The following is a 22032-nucleotide window of genomic DNA, read 5'->3' as shown; positions in this document are numbered from 1 at the left end:
AACAAAACCTCGAAACCGGCCGTCACGTCTGTGCCGTGAAGGGTTTTCTGCGGCACAATACCGGTCAACAAGCGGCTCAGTGATCGGCGAAGTCATCGACCGAAATCGCCTGCCGGGCTATGCCCGGCAATTCTTTGCCTATAAAATAGTACGGTCGTTCGAAAATTCCGGGCGCCGCCGACCCGGTGGTTATAATGGCGAGCGAACCAAATTTCTGACAATCAGTGGAGTGAGCGCATGAAAGTACTCGTCGCAGTCAAGCGCGTGGTTGACTACAACGTCAAGGTCCGTGTGAAGTCCGATGGCTCGGGCGTCGACCTGGCCAACGTGAAGATGAGCATGAACCCGTTCGACGAGATCGCCGTGGAAGAGGCGGTCCGCTTGAAGGAAGCCGGCGTGGCCACCGAGGTCGTGGCGGTCTCCTGCGGCGTGGCGCAATGCCAGGAAACGCTGCGCACCGCGATGGCGATCGGCGCCGACCGCGGCATCCTGGTCGAGAGCAGCGAAGACCTGCAGCCGCTGGCCGTGGCCAAGCTGCTGAAGGCGCTGATCGACAAGGAGCAGCCGCAGCTGGTGATCCTGGGCAAGCAGGCCATCGACGACGACTCCAACCAGACCGGCCAGATGGTGGCCGCGCTGGCCGGCCTGCCGCAGGCGACCTTCGCCTCGAAGGTCGTGATCGCCGACGGCAAGGCCTCGGTGACCCGCGAAGTCGACGGCGGCCTGGAAACGCTGTCGGTCAAGCTGCCGGCGGTGGTGACCACCGACCTGCGCCTGAACGAGCCGCGCTACGTCACGCTGCCGAACATCATGAAGGCCAAGAAGAAGCCGCTGGAAACCGTGAAGCCGGAAGACCTGGGCGTCGACGTGGCGCCGCGTCTGCAGACGCTGAAGGTCGTCGAGCCGCCCAAGCGCAGCGCGGGCGTGATGGTGCCGGACGTCGCGACGCTGGTGCAGAAGCTCAAGAACGAAGCCAAGGTCATCTAAGCGCGCCAGGAGATACGAACATGACTGCACTCGTCATTGCTGAACACGACAATCAATCGATCAAGGGCGCGACCCTGAACACCGTGACCGCCGCGGCCCAGTGCGGCGGCGACGTCCACGTGCTGGTTGCCGGCGCCAACGCCCAGGCCGCCGCCGAAGCCGCCGCGAAGATCGCCGGCGTCGCCAAGGTGCTGCTGGCCGATGCGCCGTACTTCGGCGAAGGCCTGGCCGAGAACGTCGCCGAGCAGGTGCTGGCGATCGCCAGCGACTACAGCCACATCTTGGCTCCGGCCACCGCCTACGGCAAGAACGTGCTGCCGCGCGTCGCCGCCAAGCTGGACGTGGCCCAGCTGTCGGACATCACCAAGGTCGACGGCCCGGACACCTTCGAGCGCCCGATCTATGCCGGCAACGCGATCGCCACGGTCAAGTCGTCGGACAAGATCAAGGTGATCACCGTGCGCGGCACCGCGTTCGATCCCGCCGCCGCGGAAGGCGGCTCGGCCTCGGTCGACACCGTGCCCGCCGTGGCCGATGCCGGCATCTCGCAATTCGTGTCGCGTGAAGTGACCAAGAGCGATCGTCCGGAACTGACCGCCGCCAAGATCATCGTGTCGGGCGGCCGGGGCGTCGGCTCGGGCGAGAACTACACCAAGGTGCTGACCCCGCTGGCCGACAAGCTGGGCGCCGCGCTGGGCGCCTCGCGTGCCGCGGTGGACGCCGGCTTCGTGCCGAACGACTACCAGGTCGGCCAGACCGGCAAGATCGTCGCGCCGCAGCTGTATATCGCCGTCGGTATCTCGGGCGCGATCCAGCATCTGGCCGGCATGAAGGACTCCAAGGTGATCGTCGCGATCAACAAGGACGCCGAGGCGCCGATCTTCTCGGTCGCCGACTACGGCCTGGTGGGCGACCTGAACACCGTGGTGCCGGAGCTGGTGGCGGCCCTGGGCTGATTGCCAGCCCTGCCGCGGCGCCGCCCGGTGCCGCGGCAGGATCGAGCCAGCCGACACAAGAAAAAGAAAAGCCAAGACAAGCCGTTCCGGGCCCGCCCGCGAGCGGCTTTTTTATACGCTGCATCGAACGGTCGCCCTCAGCCAACTGCCGCGACCCATTGCGATAACGGAGACTTCGATGACCTACCGCGCCCCGCTCAAGGACATGCTGTTCGCGATCAACGAACTGGCCGGGCTGGATGCCATCAGCCAATTGCCGGGCTTCGAGGAAGCGACGGCCGACACCGCGCAGGCGGTACTCGAGGAGGCGGCCAAGTTCACCGAGCAGGTGATCGCGCCACTGAACCGCACCGGCGATATCGAGCCGAGCAGCTGGAAGGACGGCGCGGTCACCACCACGCCCGGCTTCAAGGACGCGTTCCGCCAGTTCGGCGAGGGCGGCTGGCAGGGCGTGCTGCATCCGCAGGAATTCGGTGGCCAGGGTTTGCCCAAGCTGATCGCCACCGCCTGCAACGAGATGCTGAACTCGGCCAATCTGTCGTTCGCGCTGTGCCCGCTGTTGACCGACGGTGCCATCGAGGCGCTGCTGACCGCCGGCAGCGACGCGCAGCGGCAGGCCTACCTGCCCAGGCTGATCTCGGGCCAGTGGACCGGCACGATGAACCTGACCGAGCCGCAGGCCGGCTCCGACCTGGCCGCGGTGCGCACGCGCGCGGAGCCGCAGGGCGACGGCACCTACAAGCTGTTCGGCACCAAGATCTTCATCACCTACGGCGAGCACGACATGGCGGAGAACATCGTCCATCTCGTGCTGGCAAGGACGCCGAACGCGCCGGAAGGGGTCAAGGGCATCTCGCTGTTCATCGTGCCGAAGTTCCTGGTCAACGAGGACGGCTCGCTGGGCGCGCGCAACGACGTGCATTGCGTATCGATCGAGCACAAGCTCGGCATCAAGGCCAGCCCGACCGCGGTGCTGCAGTTCGGCGACCATGGCGGCGCCATCGGCACGCTGGTCGGCGAGGAGAACCGCGGCCTCGAGTACATGTTCATCATGATGAATGCGGCCCGCTTCTCGGTCGGCATGCAGGGCATCGCGGTGTCCGAGCGCGCCTATCAGCAGGCCGTGGCCTATGCGCGCGAGCGCGTGCAGAGCCGCCCCGTCGACGGCTCGGCGCGGCAGGCGGTCACCATCATTCATCATCCCGACGTCAAGCGCATGCTGATGACGATGCGCGCGCTGACCGAAGGCGCGCGCGCGCTGGCCTATGTCGGCGCGGCGGCCTGCGATATCGCGCACCAGCATCCCGACGAAGCGGTGCGCCGCGAGAACCAGGCGTTCTACGAATTCCTGGTGCCGGTGATCAAGGGCTGGAGCACCGAGCTGTCGATCGATGTGACCAGCCTGGGCGTGCAGGTCCACGGCGGCATGGGCTTCATCGAGGAGACCGGCGCCGCGCAGCACTATCGCGACGCGCGCATCCTGCCGATCTACGAGGGCACCACGGCGATCCAGGCCAACGACCTGGTCGGCCGCAAGACGGTGCGTGATGGCGGCGCCGTGGCGCGCGGCATCTGCGCGCGCATTGCCGAGACCGAGGCCGCGCTGGCCGCGCACGGCGGCGCGCCGTTCGCCGCGATGCAGGCGCAGCTGGCCAGGGGTCGCGCCGCGCTGGAGCAGGCGATCGACTTCATCGTCACCAACGGCAAGACCGATCCCAACGCCGCCTTTGCCGGCAGCGTGCCGTATCTGAAGCTGTGCGGCATCGTGTTCTCGGGCTGGCAGCTCGGACGCGCGATGCTGGCCGCCGATGCCCGCCGTGCCGAAGATCCGGCCTTCCACGAGGCCAAGATCGCGACCGCGCATTTCTTCGCCGAACACGTGCTGTCGCAGGCCGGCGGCATTCGCGATGCCATCGTGTCGGGTGCGCCGGCGGCGCTGGCGTTGAGCGAGGCGCAGTTCTGACGGCAGTGCAGGCGTAGGAAACAAAAAAGACGGCCGCCTGGCCGTCTTTTTTGTTGGGGCCTTTCGTCGGGCTTGCGCCCGGCGCGCCTCGCCCGTTACGCGTGGACGCTGACGCCCGGAGCCTTATGCCGTGGCGGGACGTGGCACCGGACGCCGATGGGGCTGCTGCAGATAGCGCGCCACCGACAGATCGTCGGCGCGGATCGCGGGCGAGGCGCCGGACACCAGATCGGCCAGCAGCTTGCCGGAGCCGCACGCCATGGTCCAGCCCAGCGTGCCGTGGCCGGTATTGAGCCACAGCCCCTTGACCGGGGTGGGGCCGACGATCGGCGTGCCGTCCGGCGTCATCGGACGCAGGCCGGTCCAGAACGAGGCACGGGCCACGTCGCCGGCACCGGGGAACAGGTCCGTCACCACATGTTCCAGCGTGCGCCGCTTGGCCGGATCGAGCGAACGGTCGTAACCGACGATCTGCGCCATGCCGCCGACGCGGATGCGGTCGTCGAAGCGCGTGATCGCCACCTTGTAGGTCTCGTCCAGCACCGTCGATACCGGGCTGCGCGCCGCGTCGGTCATCGGCACGGTGATCGAGAACCCCTTCAGCGGATAGACCGGAATCCGCACGAAGTCCTTGATGAACGGGGTCGACCAGCTGCCCAGCGCCACCACCACGGCGTCGGCGAAGATCGGCTCGCCGCCGACGATGGCACCGGTCACGGCGGTGCCCTGCGTCATCAGGCTGTCGATCGAACGGTTGTACAGGAACTGCACGCCCAGACCCTGGGCCATGGCCGCCAGCCGCTGGGTGAACAGCTGGCAGTCCCCGGTTTCGTCGTTGGGCAGGCGCAGGCCCCCGGTCAGCTTGTGGCTGACGGCGGCCAGCGCCGGTTCGCTCGCGGCGAGATCCTCGCGCGACAGCAATTGATAGGGCACGCCGGCTTCCTCGAGGACGGCGATGTCCTTGGCCGCGCCTTCGAGCTGCTCGTCGGTGCGGAAGACCTGCAGCGTGCCCTGCTGGCGGCCCTCGTAGGCGATGCCGGTTTCGGCGCGCAGCGCGCGGATGCAGTCGCGGCTGTATTCGGCCAGCCGCACCATGCGTTCCTTGTTGACGGCGTAGCGGTCGGCGCTGCAGTTCATCAGCATCTGCCACATCCACCGCAGCTGGAACAGCGTGCCATCGGGCCGGATCGACAGCGGCGCGTGCTGCTGGAACATCCATTTGATCGCCTTCAGCGGCACGCCGGGCGCCGCCCACGGCGAGGCATAGCCGGGCGAGATCTGCCCGGCATTGGCAAAGCTGGTGCCGAGCGCCGGCGCCGCTTCGCGGTCGATCACGGTGACCTCATGGCCGGCCCTGGCCAGATACCAGGCGCTGGTGACGCCGATCACGCCACTGCCAAGAACGAGAACACGCATTGCGATGGGACCCCAACCAAGATGTCGATTGTATGAAGGTATATCCGCTATGGTATTGGAATCAATCCAGTCATAATTACCGAAAATTTCCCGGAAAAAGGAAAAATTCATGAGAACGACCCGCCAACCGGTACGCGGCCTTGACCGCCTCGATCGCCGCATCCTGGCGCTGCTGCAGGCCGATGGCCGCATCTCGATGAAGGACCTCGCCGAGGCGGTCGGCCTGACCATCACGCCGTGCATCGAGCGGGTCAAGCGGATGGAGCGCGACGGTGTCATCATGGGCTACTACGCCCGCCTGAATCCGGCCCTGCTGGGCAGCGCGCTGCTGGTCTTCGTCGAGATCACGCTGAACAACAAGGCCGGCAACATGTTCGAGCAGTTCCGGCGCGAGGTGCTGCGCATTCCGGAGGTGATGGAATGCCATCTGGTGTCCGGAGACTTCGATTATCTGATCAAGGCGCGCATCCGCGAGATCGGCGAGTATCGCCGGCTGCTCGGCGACATCCTGCTGCAACTGCCGGGCGCCGCGCAGTCCAAGAGTTATGTCGTGATGGAAGAGATCAAGGAGACGCTGGCCATTCCCGTCGACGAGAAGAGCCAGCCTGCATGAGATGAGGGACATTGAGCGCAAGGGGCGCCACCTCGGCCCCCGCGAAGCGGAGTTGCCGGCGGATGACATCCACGGGGAGCCGGCGCCGCTGCGGCCGGCGCCACGGCCGCTGAAGGGCCGCGGCGCGGTCAGCAATCTGCAGGGGCGCTTCGAGCGCGATACCCGCGAGCCCTTCGACGACGGCTGGGGTCCGCCGGACACCGCGGGACAGGACGATGCGGCGCGCGCAGAGGACAGGGACACGCAGGCCAGGGACATGGAGCGCAGCGAAGGCGCCGCCTTGGAGTCCGCGCCGCCGAAGCTGATCACCCGCGTCACGCAGGAGCAGGCGCGCTCCATCCTCAGCCGCAATGCCTCGCCGGATATTCCGTTCGGCGTTTCGCTGAACCCCTACCGCGGTTGCGAGCACGGCTGCATCTATTGCTTCGCCCGGCCGACGCACGCCTATCTCGACCTGTCTCCGGGGCTGGATTTCGAGACGCAGCTGTTCGCCAAGGCCAATGCGGCCGAGCGGCTGCGGGAGGCGCTGTCGCGGCCGTCCTACCAATGCGAGCTGATCGCGCTTGGCGTCAACACCGACGCCTATCAGCCGATCGAACGGACCCAGCGCATCACGCGCGGCGTGCTGGAGGTGCTGCACGAATGCCACCATCCGGTGGCGCTGATCACCAAGTCGTCGCTGATCGAGCGCGACATCGATCTGCTGGCGCCGATGGCCGCCCGCCGCCTCGCAGTGGCCGCGATCACGATCACCACGCTCGATGCCGACATCGCGCGCACGCTGGAGCCGCGCGCCGCCACGCCGTCGCGGCGGCTGCGCACGATCCGTACGCTGTCGGAAGCGGGTATTCCCGTCGCGGTCAGCGTCGCGCCGGTGATTCCCTTCATCACCGAGCCGGACCTGGAGCGGGTGCTCGAGGCCGCGCGCGAGGCGGGGGCAGTCTATGCCAACTACATCGTGCTGCGGCTGCCGTGGGAGGTAGCGCCCCTGTTCCAGCAATGGCTGGAGGCGCATTTCCCCGACCGGGCCGAGCGCGTGATGAATCGCGTTCGCGAGATGCGCGGCGGCAAGGATTACGATTCCGATTTCTCCACGCGCATGCGCGGTACCGGCGTCTGGGCCGACCTGATGCGCCAGCGCTTCCACAAGGCGGCCGATCGCCTGGGCTTTCGCTACCACCGCTTCGATCTGGACACGTCGCAATTCGTCCCGCCCGCGCCGCCGGCCGGCGTGCGAAGCGGCGCGCGCGGTGCCCGCAAACCCGAGGACGACGCGCAAGGTTCGCTGTTCTGAACTTGCGGGTTTGTACAAGTCCGGCGCGCTGTCCATAATGGCGGTTCGATCCGCCGCGCACGCCGCCGCGGTTGGCGCACTCGCGCCCCCGACCGCCTCGGCGTCGCCATGGGGAAGCCATGATCCATCTGATGCAGCAGGGCGGCCGCGCAGCCTTCGATCCGGTCGTGATGTGGGGCGAACTGACCCAGCAGGCGCTCGCCGCCGGGCCATACCCGCTGGCCGCGGCGTCGCACCGCCGCCGCTTCGAGCACTACTACCGCTGGTTCCAGGCCTGGCTGGGGCCGTTCGGCACGGCGCGCTTCGAGTTCGATGACATCGAGGCCGATGGCGTGCGGATGCCGGTCAGCGAAAGCACCGTGTCGGTGACGCCGTTCTGCACGCTGCGGGCGTTCCAGAGTCCACCACGAACCCGTCGCAAGCCGCGCCCGCGCGTGCTGCTGTGCGCGCCGCTGGCCGGACATCGAGCGGTGCTGATGCGCGATACCGTGGCCGCGCTGCTGCCGCATGCGGACGTCTACGTCACCGACTGGGCCGATGCGCGCGACGTACCGCGCGACGCCGGCAGCTTCGGCCTCGACGATTACGTGCTGCTGGTGGAGCGTTTCATCCGGCTGCTCGATCCGGCCGGGCTGCATGTGCTGGCGGTCTGCCAGGCGACGGTGCCGGCGCTGGCCGCGGTCTCGCGCGTGGCGCAGGCCGATCGCGCCGAGCCGGCGACGCTGACGCTGATGGGCGGGCCGATCGATCCGCGGCTCGGTCCGACCACGCTCGATCGCGTCGCGGCCACGTTGTCGCTGCCGTGGCTCGAGGCGACCGCGATCGACGTGGTACCAAGCGGTTATGCCGGCGCGGGGCGGCGCATCTATCCGGGCTTCCTGCAATATCCGGCGCTGGTCGCGGCGCAGCCGGATCGCCACGCGACGCTGATGTTCGACTGGCTATGCCGGCGCCAGGCGGCCGATGCCGATACCGCGCGCGAGATCGAGCGCGCGGTCGCGCAATACGGTGCCGTGCTCGACATGACCGCGGAATTCTTCTTCGACACGTTGCGCGTGGTGTTCCAGCAGATGCTGCTGCCCAAGGGGATGTGGCGGGTCGGCGGCGAGATGGTGCGTCCCGACTGCCTGCGGCGCACCCGGCTGCTGACGGTCGAGGGCGATCGCGACGATATTTCGGGACCGGGACAGACGCATGCGGCGCAGGGGCTGTGCAGCGGCCTGCCGACGCGATGCCGCGAACGGCTGACGATCGAGCGCTGCGACCACTATGGTTTGTTCAGCGGCGCACGCTGGCGCGAGACGGTGCATCCCGCCGTGCGCCGCTGGCTGGAGGCGGCCTAGCCGGTTACCGGTTGGGCCGGACAGCGTTCGCCGTGGCAGGGGGCCGCACACCGCCCGGCCGCACGGGGCCTGTCGCCGGCGATCGCGGGGCCATCTCGTCGTCCATCATCCTGCAGGCCAGATCCAGCGCGGCGACGGCATCGTCGTGCGACAGGCCGGACGCGCGCATCAATCCGACGGTCAAGGCGGCCACCCGGCCCACTTCATAGCTGGGAACGTTCATGTCCACTCCTGGAATTCGACCGACCGGTCGCGCACTGCCGGCGAAGCGCCGCGGCGCGCGACGTTGGAAACAACCGGTTCAGTATGGTTGACGAACGCCGGAATGGGGTTGACGTGGATCAGGAAATCGAAGGGCGCACTCGGGGTGAACGTACCCGCAGCGTACCCCGCGGCGTGTCAGCGGCGGCCCGACGTATTTGTCGCCGCAGCTGACTTCGGCGCCTGAAGGCGGCGGGCTGATTGCGACAGCTGACTTCGGCGTCTGATTTCGGCAGCTGATTGCGACAGCGGATTCCGTCGGCTGCTTTCAGCCGCTTATTGCGACAACTCGCGTGCCGCTTCCACCTGCGACTCGAAGAAGGTCTGGAAGCTGATGGCCAGCCCCGCCATCAACAGGCCGGTGCCGATCAGCAGCGACAGGATCACCAGGATTACGACCGGCCAGCCGGAGCGGGTCGGTTCGCCATCCGGATTGAAGCGCGCGTCCCAGCGCTCGTCCGGCCGCAGCCCGTAGACGATCGCCGCCAGGAACGCACTGATCACCGAGGCGCCGCCCGCCACCGCGAAGGTCCAGTTCAGCGCGGGCGCGCCGACGTGCAGCACCATCGAGGCGATGCCCAGCGCGCCGGCCAGCGTGGCAAGCAGGTGCAGCCAGCCATAGCGGTCGCGCAGGCCGCCGAGATAGAAGCGGTGCGCGCCGAGGCTGCCGAGCAGAAAAGCCAGCGCCACGGTCAGCAGCTTCGACTTGCGCATCGGCGCGCGATCCGTGCCGGCGGCGGGGGAGGCTGACGAGACGGGCGAAGCAGAGGACGGAGCGGCGGACATGGGCGTGAACGTGGGAAGGGAAAACCTGCCGGAAGGCGACCGGGATCGGAACCAAACCCAGCACCGAGATCAGGATCGAAATCAGCACCGGAATCAGCACCGGAATCAGCACCGGAACGGCGGCCGAGACTGCGACCGGACCATACGATGGAAGCGGGCAGTGCAGCGCACATTGTACGCCGCACCGCCCGCTTCGATGACCCAGTTGAAGGCCGGCGGATCGTGGCTTTCGATCGCCGGCCGGGGGCGCTGGTGCAAAACCTGCGATGTCCTGTCTTGCAGCAGCGTCCGATTGCCGTCAGCGCGGCGCGTTCGACACGACGCCCAGCAGGACGCCGAGATTGGTTTCGCCGTACAGCACGGCGGCCAGAATTCCCATGAACAGCACGGTCAGAGTGAGCTGGCCCGCGTGTCGAGCCAGGTCGGTCAGCATGGATAGCATACGAACCTCGTCGGTTGGTTGGACGAAGGCCGCGCCCATCGCGACACGATCCGAAGGAAAGGGCATGTCAGTGTGCGTTTGCCGCCTGCGATCGACGGCACGCTGCTGAACACCGGTCAGCGCCGGGCGGCAGCCAGGTGGCGGCGCAGCTTCTGCCGCCACGAGCTATTTGACCTTGCAAAGGAGGGGAAAGTTCCGGCGCGGGCTTCTGACGCCATCGCGATCGGCGAAGGCGCTTGCCAGCCGCCGCAACGGGCGACGGCGAACGGCGGCGACGAACGGCAAAGCGCGAACGGCAAAGCGCGAACGGCAAAGCGCGAACGGCAAAGGGCGAACGGCAAAGGGCGAACGGCAGCAGCAAGCCTGCGACGGGCCGCGCGACAAAAACGCGCGACGGCAAGCGTCATCGCAGCGCCGTCGCCGTTTCAAACGATAAAGCGGGGAAGTATCCGGACTAGCGGGTGGTTTCCCGACCCGAACCTTGCCAGCCCGGTCCGACATTGGCGGGGCGGTTGTCGCCGGACACGCTGCTGCCGTTCTGCGCGCTGCGCTCGGAAGTCTGGGTACGTTCGGGCGCGCCGCGGTCGCTGGGCGGGTTGGGGCGCCCGTTCAGCCGGCTGTCGGCGCGTGCTCGGGCTTCCATCCGCTCGATCTGCGCACGCACATGGTCCGGGCTCTCGGCACGCATCACGGTGCGCTCCATGCCGGTCGGCAGCAGCCGCGCCCCGAAGCCGTCCCGCATGTCGGCGCCCTGCCGCGACCAGCCGCCCTGAGCATGGCTCAGGGCCGCAAGGCCGAGCACCGACGCCACCAGCACGGTGGCGGCCGCGGCGTCGCGCAGGAGAGAGCGGAAAAGCATGCGGAATCCCAGAGCCTTCGCTTGCTGTCGTTGTCGAGAAGATTGGGATCATGGTACGCAGCGCTGCCAGCAGGCGCCTATGCCAATCCCGTTACCGGTGTAACGGATTGTTTCGCTTGCGAATGCGGTCTGTTCTCATCTTCGGCGACGCCTGCGCGAGCGTTGCCCGAGGCGGTGCGCGGGCGGTCGCCGCGCGTCGCTAGGGCGCATAGCGGATGCGGTAGATCGCGCCGGCCATATCGTCGCTGACCAGCAACGAACCGTCGGGCGCGACCTCGACATCGGCGGGTCTGCCCCACGGTTGACCGTCCTGCAGCCAGCCCTGGGCGAACACCTCCTGCCTGACCGCCTTGCCGCTGTCGTCGAGCACCACGCGCGTGATGCGATAACCGATGCGCTCGCTGCGGTTCCAGCTGCCGTGCTCCGCAATGAAGATGTTGTTGCGATATTCGGCGGGAAACTGCGTGCCGGTGTAGAAGCGCATGCCCAGCGCCGCCACGTGCGGGCCGAGCCGGGCCACCGGTGGCTCGAACGACGAGCAGGGCCGCTGCTTGCCGAATTCGGGATCGCGCAGGTCGCCGGCGTGGCAATACGGAAAGCCGAAGTGCATGCCCGCGCGCGGGGCCCGGTTCAGTTCGTCGGGCGGCTGGTCGTCGCCGAGCCAGTCGCGGCCGTTGTCGGTGAACCACAGCTCGCCTGTGGTCGGATGCCAGTCGAAGCCGACCGTGTTGCGCACGCCTTTGGCCACGACCTGCAGGTCCGAGCCATCCGGCTTCATTTTCATCACGTTGGCGTAGCGGCCCTCGTCGCGCGCGCAGACATTGCACGGCGCGCCGATCGGCACGTACAGGTAGCCGTCGGGGCCGAAGGCGATGAAACGCCCGCCGTGGTGGGTCTCGCTGGGCAGCTGGTTGTTGATGACGACCGGCTTGGGCGGGTTGGACAGGCGCTGTTCGATGCCGTCCAGGCGCAGGATGCGCGAGACCGAGGAGGTATAGAGCGCGCCGTCGCGCCAGGCCACGCCGATCGGCAGCGTCAGGCCGCTGGCGACGGTGTGGACCACCGGCTTGCCGCTCAGCGGCGCCTGTACCGCGTAGACCTTGCCGGCGCCGCGGCTGCCGACGTACAGTGTGCCGCCCGGCGAAAAGGTCATGCCGCGCGCCTCCGGCACGGCGTCGGTCAGCCGCTCGATGCGAAAGCCCGGCGGCAGCTGGATCTGCTCGAGCGATTCGGCGTGCGCGGCTGGCGTGATCGCCTGGGACAGCAGGGCGGCAAGCCCGGCCAGGACGGTGGAAAAGTGACTAAGGTAGCGCACGACCCCTCCTGCGTTTGGTGTTTTTGCCACGATGCCGAGGCGTGACGCGGCCGTCAATTGGCCTGCCCCGCCGTCGGCCACCCTAAGTGTTTGTTTGGCCTCAGTATTTGGGCTATACTCTTGCGTTTCGTGTTCGCACACCCCGTTTTTCGAGGAATTCACCCATGGTCGTAATCCGTCTGGCCCGTGGCGGCAGCAAGAAGCGCCCGTTCTTCAATATCGTTGCAGCCGACTCGCGCAACCGCCGCGACGGCCGTTTCATCGAGCGTATCGGCTTCTACAACCCGCTGGCTTCGCAAGGCGAAGAAGGTCTGCGCCTGGCGCAAGACCGCCTGACCTACTGGCAAGGCGTTGGCGCCCAACTGTCGCCGACCGTTGCCCGTCTGGTCAAGCAGAACGCCGCCAAGGCCGCTGCCTGATTTACGCTGCCGCTACCGGTAGTCTGCCGTGACCACGTCCGCGCGCGGCGCGCAACGGCGGCCGTTGAACGTGCCGCCCGGCGCCACCGGGCCCGGAACAGGGACCGGCACGCCACGCGAGGCCCGCATCCCGGCCGCGCTGGTGTATGGGCAGGCCCTGCCCGACGACCTGATCGAGGTCGGCTATGTCGCCGCAGCCTATGGCGTGCGCGGCTGGATCAAGGTCCAGCCCCATGCGCAGGATGCCGGCGCCTTGCTGCATGCGCGGCGCTGGTGGCTGCTGCAGCCCGAGGCTCCGGCTTCGCGGCCGGTGGCCCAGTCGGCGGCCCGCGAAGCGGGGCCGCTGTGCCTGAAGATCGCGCAGTCGCGCGAGCATAGCGGCACGGTGGTGGCGCAGGCGTCCGGTGTGGCGGACCGCAATCTGGCCGAGGCGCTCAAGGGGCGTCGCGTCTGGATCCGGCGCGAGGATTTCCCCGCGCCCGAAGAGAACGAGTTTTACTGGGTCGATCTGATCGGCTGCACGGTGAGCAACGAGCAGGGCGAAGCCCTGGGCGAAGTCGCCGGGCTGATCGACAACGGCGCCCACCAGATCCTGCAGGTTGCCTACGCGCTGCCGGACGGCAAGCCCGGCGAGCGTCTGATTCCCTTCGTCGACGCCTATCTGCGGCACGTCGATATCGAGGCGCGGCGCATCGTGGTGGACTGGGGGCTGGACTACTAGCCGCCGCAGCAAAGGCAGCAACAGCAGCAAGGCAAGGGCAAGGCAACGGCAGGCAACGGAACAGGAGTGAGACCGATGCAGTTCGACGTGATCACGCTGTTCCCGGAGATGTTCCGCGCGCTGACCGACTGGGGCATCACCAGCCGGGCCGCCAAGCAGCAGCGCTATACGCTGCGCAGCTGGAATCCGCGGGACTTCACCACGGACAACTACCGCACCATCGACGACCGTCCCTATGGGGGCGGACCGGGCATGGTGATGCTGGCCAGGCCGCTGGAGGACGCGATCGACGCCGCCGTCGCGGCGCAGGCCGATGCCTTTGCCGGTGCCGGTGCCGATGCAGGTACCGGCGACGGTGTCAGCGCCTCTCACGTGGTGCTGATGTCGCCGCAGGGCGCGCCGCTGACGCACGCCAAGGTGGTCGAGCTGGCGCGGCGTCCCGGTCTGGTGCTGATCTGTGGCCGCTACGAGGCGATCGACCAGCGCCTGATCGACCGTCGCGTCGACGAGGAAATCAGCCTCGGCGATTTCGTGCTGTCGGGCGGCGAGCTGCCGGCGATGGCGCTGATCGACGCGGTGGTGCGTCTGCTGCCCGGCGTGCTGGGCGACGCGCAGTCGGCGGTGCAGGACAGCTTCGTCAACGGGCTGCTCGATTGTCCGCATTACACGCGGCCCGAGGAATACGAAGGCATGCGGGTCCCCGAGATACTGCTCGGCGGCCATCATGCCGAGATCGAAAAATGGCGGCGCCACCAGGCGCTGGCCAATACGGCGCGCAAGCGGCCCGACCTGATCGAGTCCGCGCGCCGCCAAGGTTTGCTGACCAAGGCCGACGAGAAATTCCTGTCGGAGTGGGCGGCGAAGGAAGGGCGGGGGCAAGCCTCCGCCAGTTGAAACCCCATCCTCTGTCGGGGCCGCGCCAGGAGGCGAGGCATGCAACGCCGTCACGATGGCACAGGAGAAGAAACGATGAACATCATCGAGCAGATCGAGAAGGAAGAGATCGCGCGTCTGACCGCGAACAAGACCATCCCCGCATTCGCGCCGGGCGACACCGTTGTCGTCAACGTGAACGTGGTCGAAGGCAACCGCAAGCGCGTGCAGGCCTACGAAGGCGTGGTGATCGCCAAGCGCAACCGTGGCCTGAATTCGTCCTTCATCGTGCGCAAGATCTCGTCGGGTGAGGGCGTGGAGCGTACGTTCCAGCTGTACTCGCCGCTGATCGCCGGCATCGAAGTCAAGCGCCGCGGCGATGTGCGCCGCGCCAAGCTGTACTATCTGCGCCAGCGTTCGGGCAAGTCCGCTCGCATCAAGGAAAAGCTCGTCACCAAGGCCTCCAAGGTCGCGGCTGCCGAGTAAGACGCAGCGCCTGGCCGGCACGCCGGCCGGAGCGATGGACGGGGTTCGCGCTCCGTCTTCAAGGGCACCTTCGGGTGCCCTTTTTGCATGGTGGCCGCAGGGTGACGGCATGGGGCATGCGTGCGGCCGGCATGCCGAGCCCGCTGCATACGCCAAGCACGCCGAGCACGCCGAGTACGCCGAGTACGCCGAACATGCCGAGCACGCCGAGCACGCCGAGCACGCCGAGCACGCCGAACATGCCCGGCATGCCGGACGCGCCTCGCATGCCGCCGGCCCCCGCCGATGCCCCGCGGCGAGGTCTGTCATACTTGTGCCGCTATGCGCCCCGCCTTCGATCCCGAATCGCTGCCGATCGTCTCGGTCGACAGCCAGCACCCACCGCTTTCCGAGCCGCGCCTGCGGCCCGACTTCATCCGCCATCGCTTCCTGACTCCGCCGGCCTGGCAGCCGGAGCTGACCGACGAGTCGCGCGCCTACGACCCCAAGCAGAGCCTGCGCGACGCCGCGGTGCTGGTGCCGCTGGTGCAGCGCGCCGACGGCCTGACCGTGCTGCTGACGCAGCGCAATGCGAACCTGAGCGCCCACGCGGGGCAGATCAGCTTTCCGGGCGGCCGCTGGGAGCCCGAGGACATCAATCGGGTCGCCACCGCGCTGCGGGAAACGGAGGAAGAGATCGGGCTGGACCGGGATTACGTCGAGGTGCTGGGCGCGCTGCCGGACTACATCACCGGCACGGGCTTCCATGTCAGTCCGGTGGTAGGCCTGGTGCGCGACGGCTTCGCGCTGCGCCCCGATGCGCGCGAGGTGGCCGATGTGTTCGAGGTGCCGCTGGCCTTCCTGATGGACCCGTCGCACCACCAGCGGCGGCTGTTCCGCTGGGTCGACGGCGAGCGGATGTTCTATGCGATGCCGTATCCGCGCGAAGGCGGGGGACATCGCTTCATCTGGGGTGCGACCGCGGGCATGCTGCGCAATCTGTACCACCTGCTGGCGGCCTAGCGCACAGCCGCATCCCTGACGACGGCGAGGCGCCGATCAGGCCTGCGCCGCTTTCCCTTCCTGCTTCGATTCGGACTCGCCCTGCGCCGCGCGCTGCGAATGGCAGTGCGGACAGCTGACGCCGACCACATAGTGCGGGCTCTGCTGCTCCTCCGGCGTGACCACCGCACGGCAGGCAAAGCACTGCTTGGGTCCGGCCGGTTGCAGCTCGGGATTGAGCGCGGTGCGGTAGTCGAAGACGAAGCAGTCGCCGCGATAGTGGCTGCCGCCGACCTCCTCGAAGTACTTCAGGATGCCGCCCTCGAGCTGATAGACGCGCTCGATGCCGGCCTGCTGCATGTGGATTGCGCCCTTCTCGCAGCGGATGCCGCCGGTGCAGAACGACACCACGGTCTTGCCGGCGAACTCGTCCTTGTGCTCCTCCACCACTGCCGGGAAGTCGCTGAACTTCTGCAGCCCGTAGTCGACCGCCTGCTCGAAGGTGCCGACCGCGACCTCGAAGGCGTTGCGCGTGTCGAGCATCACCACCGGCCGGCCTTCGTCGTCATGGCCCTGGTCGAGCCAGCGCTTGAGGTCGGCAGGGCGCACCGACGGCGCGCGGCCTTCCTCGGGCCGGATCAGCGGCATCTTCATCGTGATGATCTCGCGCTTGATCCGCACCAGCATCCGCTTGAACGGCTGGGTCTCCGACAGGCTCTCCTTCGGCTCCAGATCGGCGAAGCGCGGATCGGCGCGCAGCCAGCCCACCACATCGTCGATGCCTTCGCGGCTGCCCGCCAGGAACAGGTTGATCCCTTCCGGGGCGAGCAGCACGGTGCCCTTGAGCGCGGCCGCCTCGCAGCGCTCGCGCAAGGCGGCGCGCAGCGTCTCGATGTCGTTCAGCGTGACGAACTTGTAGGCGGAAATATTGACGATCTGCATGGACTGCGGAGCACGGCGTGGCGGGATGGGGCGCGTGCGGGGATCGGTCCGCGCGTCGCGCGGCGCCGTGGGCATCGCGTGCCGCCATGACTGCCTGATGGGAAACACGAAATTATAGCGGGTCGGCCCGGCGCGCGGGATCGCGCCCGACCACCGCCCCCAGCCACAGCACACAGCCCCCAGCCACAGCCCCCAGCCACAGCACTCAGCCACAGCAGCCACCCACCGCACCCAGCCACCGCACGCAGCCACCGCACGCAGCCACCGCGCCCAGCCACCGCACCCAGCCACCGCGCCCGACACCGCGCCCGACCTCCGCACCCTGCCACCGCACCCAGCCACCGCGCCCGATACCGCGCCCGACCACCGCACCCTGCCACCGCGCCGAACCGCCGCCCCCCTCGCACCGCCATCGCCTCGCTAACGCCTCGGCATCGCCAAGCGTGCCGCAGCGGATTTCGTCGCCCCCCGGCGGCCCGGCCGCGAGCTCGCACCGGTACAATGGCGCCCATGTCTTCGCCCCGCTTCGTACATCTCCGCCTCCATTCCGAATACTCGATCGTCGACGGCATCGTCCGCCTCGAGGATGCGGTCAAGGCCGCCGCCGCCGACGGCATGGGCGCGCTTGCGCTGACCGACCTCGCCAACGCCTTCGGCCTGATCCGCTTCTACAAGGAGGCGCGCGGCGGTGGCGTCAAGCCCATCGTCGGCGCCGACGTCTGGCTGACCAACGCCGACGATCGCGACAAGCCCGCGCGCATGCTGCTGCTGGTGCAGGACCGGCGCGGCTATCTGAACCTGTGCGTGCTGCTGTCGCGCGCCTGGCTGTCGAACCAGTACCGCGGCCGCGCCGAGCTCGAGCCGGCCTGGCTCGAGGAACCCGGCGAGGACGGCCTGCCGCTGTCGACGGGCCTGATCGCGCTGTCCGGCGCGATGGGCGGCGACGTCGGCCAGGCGCTGGCCAACGGCAACGACGCCGCCGCGCAGCGCGCCGCCCGGCACTGGGCCACGGTCTTCCCGCAGCGCTATTACATCGAGCTGCAGCGCGCCGGCCATCCGGGCACCGAGGCCTATGTGCAACGCGCGGTGCAGCTGGCCGCGGCGCTGCAGCTGCCGGTGGTCGCGACGCATCCGGTGCAGTTCATGACCCCCGACGACCATACCGCGCACGAGGCGCGCGTCTGTATCGCCGAGGGCGAGCTGCTGGCCAATCCGCGCCGCGTGCGCCGCTTCACCACCGACCAGTATTTCAAGACGCAGGACGAGATGTGCGCGCTGTTCGCCGACATCCCGTCCGCGCTCGAGAATGCGGTGCAGATCGCGCGCCGCTGCAACCTGACGCTCGAGCTCGGCAAGCCGCGCCTGCCGCTGTTCCCGACGCCGGACGGCATGTCGCTTGACGACTATCTCGTGCACATGTCGAAGGAGGGGCTGGAGCGCCGTCTGGAGGTGCTGTTCCCCGACGAGGCGACGCGCGAGGCCAGGCGCCCCGAGTACTACGCGCGGCTGGAGTTCGAGACCGGCATCATCATCAAGATGGGGTTCCCCGGCTACTTCCTGATCGTGGCGGACTTCATCAACTGGGCCAAGAACAACGGCGTGCCGGTCGGCCCCGGCCGCGGCTCGGGTGCCGGCTCGCTGGTCGCCTACGCGCTCGGCATCACCGACCTCGATCCGCTCAAGTACGCGCTGCTGTTCGAGCGTTTCCTGAATCCGGAGCGGGTGTCGATGCCCGACTTCGATATCGACTTCTGCCAGCACGGCCGCGATCGCGTGATCCAGTACGTCAAGGAGAAGTACGGCAAGGACGCGGTGTCGCAGATCGCCACCTTCGGCACCATGGCCGCCAAGGCCGCGGTGCGCGACGTCGGCCGGGTGCTCGACCTGGGCTACAACTTCGTCGATGGCGTGGCCAAGCTGATCCCGTTCAAGCCGGGCAAGCTGGTGACGATCGAGGAGGCCAAGAAGGAAGAGCCCCTGCTGACCGAGCGCGAGAACAACGAAGAGGAAGTGCGCCAGCTGCTCGAGCTGGCGCAGCGCGTCGAAGGCATGACGCGCAACGTCGGCATGCACGCCGGCGGCGTGCTGATCGCGCCGGGCAAGCTGACCGACTTCTGCCCGCTGTACACGCAGGGCGGCCAGAACGACGGCATGAGCGGGGTGGTCAGCCAGTACGACAAGGACGACGTCGAGGCGGCGGGCCTGGTCAAGTTCGACTTTCTGGGCCTGACCACGCTGACCATCCTCGACTGGGCCGAGCGCTACATCCGCCGGCTCGATCCGGGCAAGGCCGACTGGAACTGCAGCCAGATCCCGCTCGACGATCCAGCCGCCTTCGACATCCTCAAGTCAGCCAACACGGTGGCGGTGTTCCAGCTGGAAAGCCGCGGCATGCAGGGCATGCTCAAGGACGCCAAGCCCGACCGCTTCGAGGACATCATCGCGCTGGTGTCGCTGTACCGCCCCGGCCCGATGGACCTGATCCCCAGCTTCTGCGCGCGCAAGCACGGCCGCGAGAAGGTGGAATATCCGGACCCGCGCGTCGAACCCGTCCTGAAAGAGACCTACGGCATCATGGTCTATCAGGAGCAGGTGATGCAGATGGCGCAGATAATCGGCGGCTACTCGCTCGGCGGTGCCGACCTGCTGCGCCGCGCGATGGGCAAGAAGAAGCCCGAGGAGATGGCCAAGCATCGCGAGCTGTTCCGCGAGGGCGCGGCGAAGAACGGGCTGTCGGCCGACAAGGCCGACGAGATCTTCGACCTGATGGAGAAGTTCGCCGGCTACGGCTTCAACAAGTCGCACGCGGCCGCCTATGCCTTGCTGGCGTACTACACGGCCTGGCTGAAGGCGCACCATCCGGCCGAATTCATGGCGGCCAACATGTCGCTGGCGATGGACGACACCGACAAGGTCAAGATCCTCTACGAGGATTGCCGCGCCAACGGGCTGCGCGTGCTGCCGCCGGACGTCAACGCCAGCGAATACCGCTTCGCGCCGACCGATGCCAAGACGATCCGCTACGGCCTGGGCGGCATCAAGGGCTCCGGCCAGGGCGCGATCGAGGACATCCTGCGCGCGCGCGAGGAACGGCCGTTCACCGACCTGTTCGACTTCTGCGAGCGCGTCGACCGCCGCCAGGTCAACCGCCGCACGATCGAGGCGCTGATCCGCGCCGGCGCCTTCGACACGCTGCATCCGAACCGCGCCCAGCTGCTGGCCTCGGTGCCGCGCGCGATGGAGGCCGCGGAGCAGAAGGCCGAGTCGGCCAACCAGGTGTCGCTGTTCGACCTGATGGCCGACGACGGCGATGCGCACCGGCCGGAGCTGATCGACGAGCCGGCCTGGACGCCGAAGCGGATGCTGCAGGAGGAAAAGCAGGCGCTCGGCTACTACTTCTCCGGCCACCTGTTCGACGCCTATCGCGACGAGGTGCGGCGCTTCGTCAAGGGCACGCTGGCGTCGCTGGAAAAGGAAGTGCAGGGCAACGGCGGCGGCTACGGTCGCGACGTGCGCGGCAAGATGGTCGCCGGCGTGATCACCGGCATCCGCACGCAGATGACGCAGCGCGGCAAGATGCTGATCGTGCTGCTCGACGACGGCACTGGGCAGATCGAGATGACGGTGTTCAACGAGCTGTTCGACGCCAACCGGCACATGTTCCGCGAGGACGAGCTGCTGATCGCGCAGGGCAATGCCCGCCACGACACCTTCACCGGCGGGGTGCGCTTCACCGCGGAAACCGTGATGGACCTGACCACCGCGCGGATCCGCAACGCGCGCGCGCTGAAGCTGTCGCTGAACGGCAATTCGTCGACCGCGATGCTGCGCGAGCTGCTGACCCCGCATCTGGCCGCGTCGGCGGGCAGCCCCGGGCTGCCGGTCTGCATCCAGTACGCCAGCGCCTCGGCGGTCTGCGAGGCGGTGCTGGGCCAGGCGTGGCAGGTGGTGCCGTCGGACGACACGCTGGCGGCGTTGCGGGCGGCGCTGTCGCCGGAGTGTGTCAGTACGCTGTACGAGTGAGGCAGGGAGGCTTCAGTCGCCGAGCTGTCGCTGCCCCGGCTTTCGCGACAACGCCCGTTATCGGCCCCCTCTCCCGCTTGCGGGAGGGAGTAGGGGGAGAGGGCATAGGGCGGTGCGACCAGACCGCTGGTTTGGCAAGCGCCTGCTTGCCTCTCCCCCAGCCCCTCAGCCCTTCATTCCCTTCACCATATTCCCCAGCGCGAAAAACGGCGCATACACGCCCGGGCAGGCCGCATAGAGAAACATCCGCAGCCGGTGGCCCAGCCGCACGTCGCGCGCGCCGAGCAGCAGCCGCAGGCGCTCGCCGGTGCTGGTGGCGGCGAAGATGTCGCGCGTGAAGGTCTCGCGCGCCAGCTTGGCGGCCTTGTGGCGGCGCATCGCGTCGCCAGCGCCGGCCAGTTCGGCGTCCTGGATGAACTGCAGCGTTTCGGCCAGCGAGCTGCGGTTGGTCAGCTGGATGCGCTTGACGAAGTCCGCCGGCGTGCGCCATTTGCGCTTGCCCGAGACGCCGCCGCGGCGATAGCGCACCAGCGGCCGGCGCAGCGTGATGGCGCCGCCGCCGAGCACCGCGCGCAGCGTGGTGATCTGGTCTTCGGAAATCATGCCTGGCGCGATCGGGCCGAAGCGTTCGAATTGCCGCCGCGTCCAGGTATGCGAGGCGCCGATGACGACCGGCGGTTCGGCCATCCAGCGCGCCACGCCGTCATAGATGCCCAGCTCGCTGTGCGCGATGGTGCCGTGGTCGGCCCCTTCGTAGTCCATGTCGATCAGGTCGGTGGCGATCAGGTCCGGCTTGCGGCCGTGCGCCAGCCACGCCTGCGCGACCTCGCGGCAGCGCGTCGGCAGCGAGATATCGTCGCCGGCGGCGACGAAGATCAGCTCGCCGTGCGACAGCTCGACGAGCTGGCTCAGATGCCCGCTGATGCCGAGGTTGACCGGATTGCGCCGCAGCGTGACCCGGTGCGGGCCGGCATAGCCCTGCAGGGCGCGCTGCGCGGCGGCGAAGGTGTCGTCGGTCGAGGCATCGTCCGAGACGATGATCTCCAGGTCCGGGTAGTCCTGCGCGAGCGCGCCGGCGATCGCGTCGGCGATGAAGCGTTGCTGGTTGTAGGTGATCAGCAGCAGGGTCGCGGACGGCCACGCGCCGTCCCGCGCATTCGCCGTGTCTGCCGCCTCCCGCACATCGCCGCCATTCGCCGTACCGCTCATCCTCGCTTCCTCTCTTGTTGCCGAACCGTCGTTGCCGAACTGTCGTTGCCGCTCGTTGCCGGACACCCGTTTCCGAACACCTGTTGCCGAACACATGCCCCCCAGCGGGCACGGCCGAACGATACCATGCCGCCCTGGCACCC

General features: G+C 68.2%; 21 protein-coding genes. 12 read left to right on the top strand and 9 right to left on the bottom strand.

Translation table 11 applies throughout. The features are described 5' to 3' along the window. Positions 1-237 precede the first annotated feature (237 nt). The 3 genes from K7G19_RS16915 (at position 238) to K7G19_RS16905 (ending at position 3906) form a co-directional block, all read left to right on the top strand. Complete coding sequence (locus tag K7G19_RS16915; RefSeq protein ID WP_053821326.1) at positions 238-987, top strand: electron transfer flavoprotein subunit beta/FixA family protein; 750 nt, start codon at positions 238-240, stop codon at positions 985-987. Between the two features lie 20 nt (positions 988-1007). Next, complete coding sequence (locus K7G19_RS16910; protein ID WP_006577021.1) at positions 1008-1943, top strand: electron transfer flavoprotein subunit alpha/FixB family protein; 936 nt, start codon at positions 1008-1010, stop codon at positions 1941-1943. Between the two features lie 178 nt (positions 1944-2121). Then, positions 2122-3906, top strand: coding sequence for an acyl-CoA dehydrogenase (locus K7G19_RS16905; protein ID WP_226108263.1), 1785 nt, complete (start codon positions 2122-2124; stop codon positions 3904-3906). A gap of 123 nt (positions 3907-4029) precedes the next feature. Here the strand turns inward: K7G19_RS16905 and K7G19_RS16900 are convergent, their stop codons facing one another. Beyond that, complete coding sequence (locus K7G19_RS16900) at positions 4030-5322, bottom strand: D-amino acid dehydrogenase (protein WP_226108262.1); 1293 nt, start codon at positions 5320-5322, stop codon at positions 4030-4032. Positions 5323-5431: 109 nt separating this feature from the next. Here K7G19_RS16900 and K7G19_RS16895 point away from each other — a divergent pair, with 109 nt between their 5' ends. From K7G19_RS16895 to phaZ, 3 genes are all read left to right on the top strand, one after another. Next, positions 5432-5935 (top strand): Lrp/AsnC ligand binding domain-containing protein, encoded by a 504-nt coding sequence (locus tag K7G19_RS16895; RefSeq protein ID WP_149317904.1) that lies wholly within the window; start codon positions 5432-5434, stop codon positions 5933-5935. Position 5936: 1 nt separating this feature from the next. Next, positions 5937-7229, top strand: a complete 1293-nt coding sequence (locus K7G19_RS16890; protein WP_226108260.1) for a PA0069 family radical SAM protein — start codon at positions 5937-5939, stop codon at positions 7227-7229. Positions 7230-7348: 119 nt separating this feature from the next. Then, the gene (gene phaZ, locus K7G19_RS16885) at positions 7349-8572 is read left to right on the top strand and encodes a polyhydroxyalkanoate depolymerase (RefSeq protein ID WP_149317906.1); all 1224 of its coding nucleotides are present in this window, start codon (positions 7349-7351) and stop codon (positions 8570-8572) included. Between the two features lie 4 nt (positions 8573-8576). Here the strand turns inward: phaZ and K7G19_RS16880 are convergent, their stop codons facing one another. From K7G19_RS16880 to K7G19_RS16860, 5 genes are all read right to left on the bottom strand, one after another. Next, positions 8577-8795, bottom strand: a complete 219-nt coding sequence (locus tag K7G19_RS16880) for a hypothetical protein (protein ID WP_226108258.1) — start codon at positions 8793-8795, stop codon at positions 8577-8579. Between the two features lie 314 nt (positions 8796-9109). Continuing rightward, on the bottom strand, positions 9110-9619 hold the full coding sequence (locus K7G19_RS16875) for a TM2 domain-containing protein (protein WP_370639567.1): 510 nt from the start codon (positions 9617-9619) through the stop codon (positions 9110-9112). A 298-nt stretch (positions 9620-9917) separates the two neighbouring features. Continuing rightward, positions 9918-10127, bottom strand: a complete 210-nt coding sequence (locus K7G19_RS16870) for a hypothetical protein (protein WP_149317909.1) — start codon at positions 10125-10127, stop codon at positions 9918-9920. Positions 10128-10515: 388 nt separating this feature from the next. Further along, positions 10516-10920: a hypothetical protein gene (locus K7G19_RS16865; protein WP_150084140.1), complete on the bottom strand. Its 405-nt coding sequence runs from the start codon at positions 10918-10920 to the stop codon at positions 10516-10518. A gap of 199 nt (positions 10921-11119) precedes the next feature. Then, positions 11120-12235: a sorbosone dehydrogenase family protein gene (locus K7G19_RS16860; RefSeq protein WP_370639566.1), complete on the bottom strand. Its 1116-nt coding sequence runs from the start codon at positions 12233-12235 to the stop codon at positions 11120-11122. A gap of 164 nt (positions 12236-12399) precedes the next feature. Between K7G19_RS16860 and rpsP the strand changes: the two genes are divergently transcribed. The 4 genes from rpsP to rplS all read left to right on the top strand — a co-directional run bounded on the left by rpsP (position 12400) and on the right by rplS (position 14734). Continuing rightward, positions 12400-12654, top strand: coding sequence for a 30S ribosomal protein S16 (gene rpsP, locus K7G19_RS16855; protein WP_149317913.1), 255 nt, complete (start codon positions 12400-12402; stop codon positions 12652-12654). Positions 12655-12682: 28 nt separating this feature from the next. Then, entirely contained in the window at positions 12683-13375 is a 693-nt protein-coding gene (rimM, locus tag K7G19_RS16850; RefSeq protein ID WP_149317914.1) for a ribosome maturation factor RimM, read from the top strand. A gap of 75 nt (positions 13376-13450) precedes the next feature. Continuing rightward, positions 13451-14269, top strand: coding sequence for a tRNA (guanosine(37)-N1)-methyltransferase TrmD (gene trmD / locus K7G19_RS16845; protein WP_226108256.1), 819 nt, complete (start codon positions 13451-13453; stop codon positions 14267-14269). A gap of 75 nt (positions 14270-14344) precedes the next feature. Then, positions 14345-14734, top strand: coding sequence for a 50S ribosomal protein L19 (rplS, locus tag K7G19_RS16840; RefSeq protein WP_053821338.1), 390 nt, complete (start codon positions 14345-14347; stop codon positions 14732-14734). Positions 14735-14792: 58 nt separating this feature from the next. Here rplS and K7G19_RS16835 read toward each other — a convergent pair whose 3' ends face one another. Next, positions 14793-14984, bottom strand: coding sequence for a hypothetical protein (locus K7G19_RS16835; protein ID WP_226108255.1), 192 nt, complete (start codon positions 14982-14984; stop codon positions 14793-14795). 71 nt (positions 14985-15055) lie between these two features. Between K7G19_RS16835 and K7G19_RS16830 the strand changes: the two genes are divergently transcribed. Then, the gene (locus K7G19_RS16830) at positions 15056-15736 is read left to right on the top strand and encodes a CoA pyrophosphatase (protein ID WP_149317917.1); all 681 of its coding nucleotides are present in this window, start codon (positions 15056-15058) and stop codon (positions 15734-15736) included. Positions 15737-15772: 36 nt separating this feature from the next. Here the strand turns inward: K7G19_RS16830 and K7G19_RS16825 are convergent, their stop codons facing one another. Continuing rightward, positions 15773-16657, bottom strand: coding sequence for a sulfurtransferase (locus tag K7G19_RS16825; protein ID WP_226108254.1), 885 nt, complete (start codon positions 16655-16657; stop codon positions 15773-15775). Positions 16658-17167: 510 nt separating this feature from the next. Between K7G19_RS16825 and dnaE the strand changes: the two genes are divergently transcribed. Beyond that, entirely contained in the window at positions 17168-20680 is a 3513-nt protein-coding gene (dnaE, locus tag K7G19_RS16820; RefSeq protein ID WP_149317919.1) for a DNA polymerase III subunit alpha, read from the top strand. A gap of 165 nt (positions 20681-20845) precedes the next feature. Here dnaE and K7G19_RS16815 read toward each other — a convergent pair whose 3' ends face one another. Beyond that, complete coding sequence (locus K7G19_RS16815; protein WP_226108253.1) at positions 20846-21889, bottom strand: glycosyltransferase; 1044 nt, start codon at positions 21887-21889, stop codon at positions 20846-20848. Positions 21890-22032 lie beyond the last annotated feature (143 nt).

Origin of the sequence: Cupriavidus sp. DB3, from assembly GCF_020418465.1 — a bacterium.
Taxonomy (GTDB): Bacteria; Pseudomonadota; Gammaproteobacteria; order Burkholderiales; family Burkholderiaceae; genus Cupriavidus; species Cupriavidus cauae.
The sequence above is the reverse complement of the archived record's forward strand: the minus strand, read 5'-3'. Positions and strand labels throughout refer to the sequence as shown.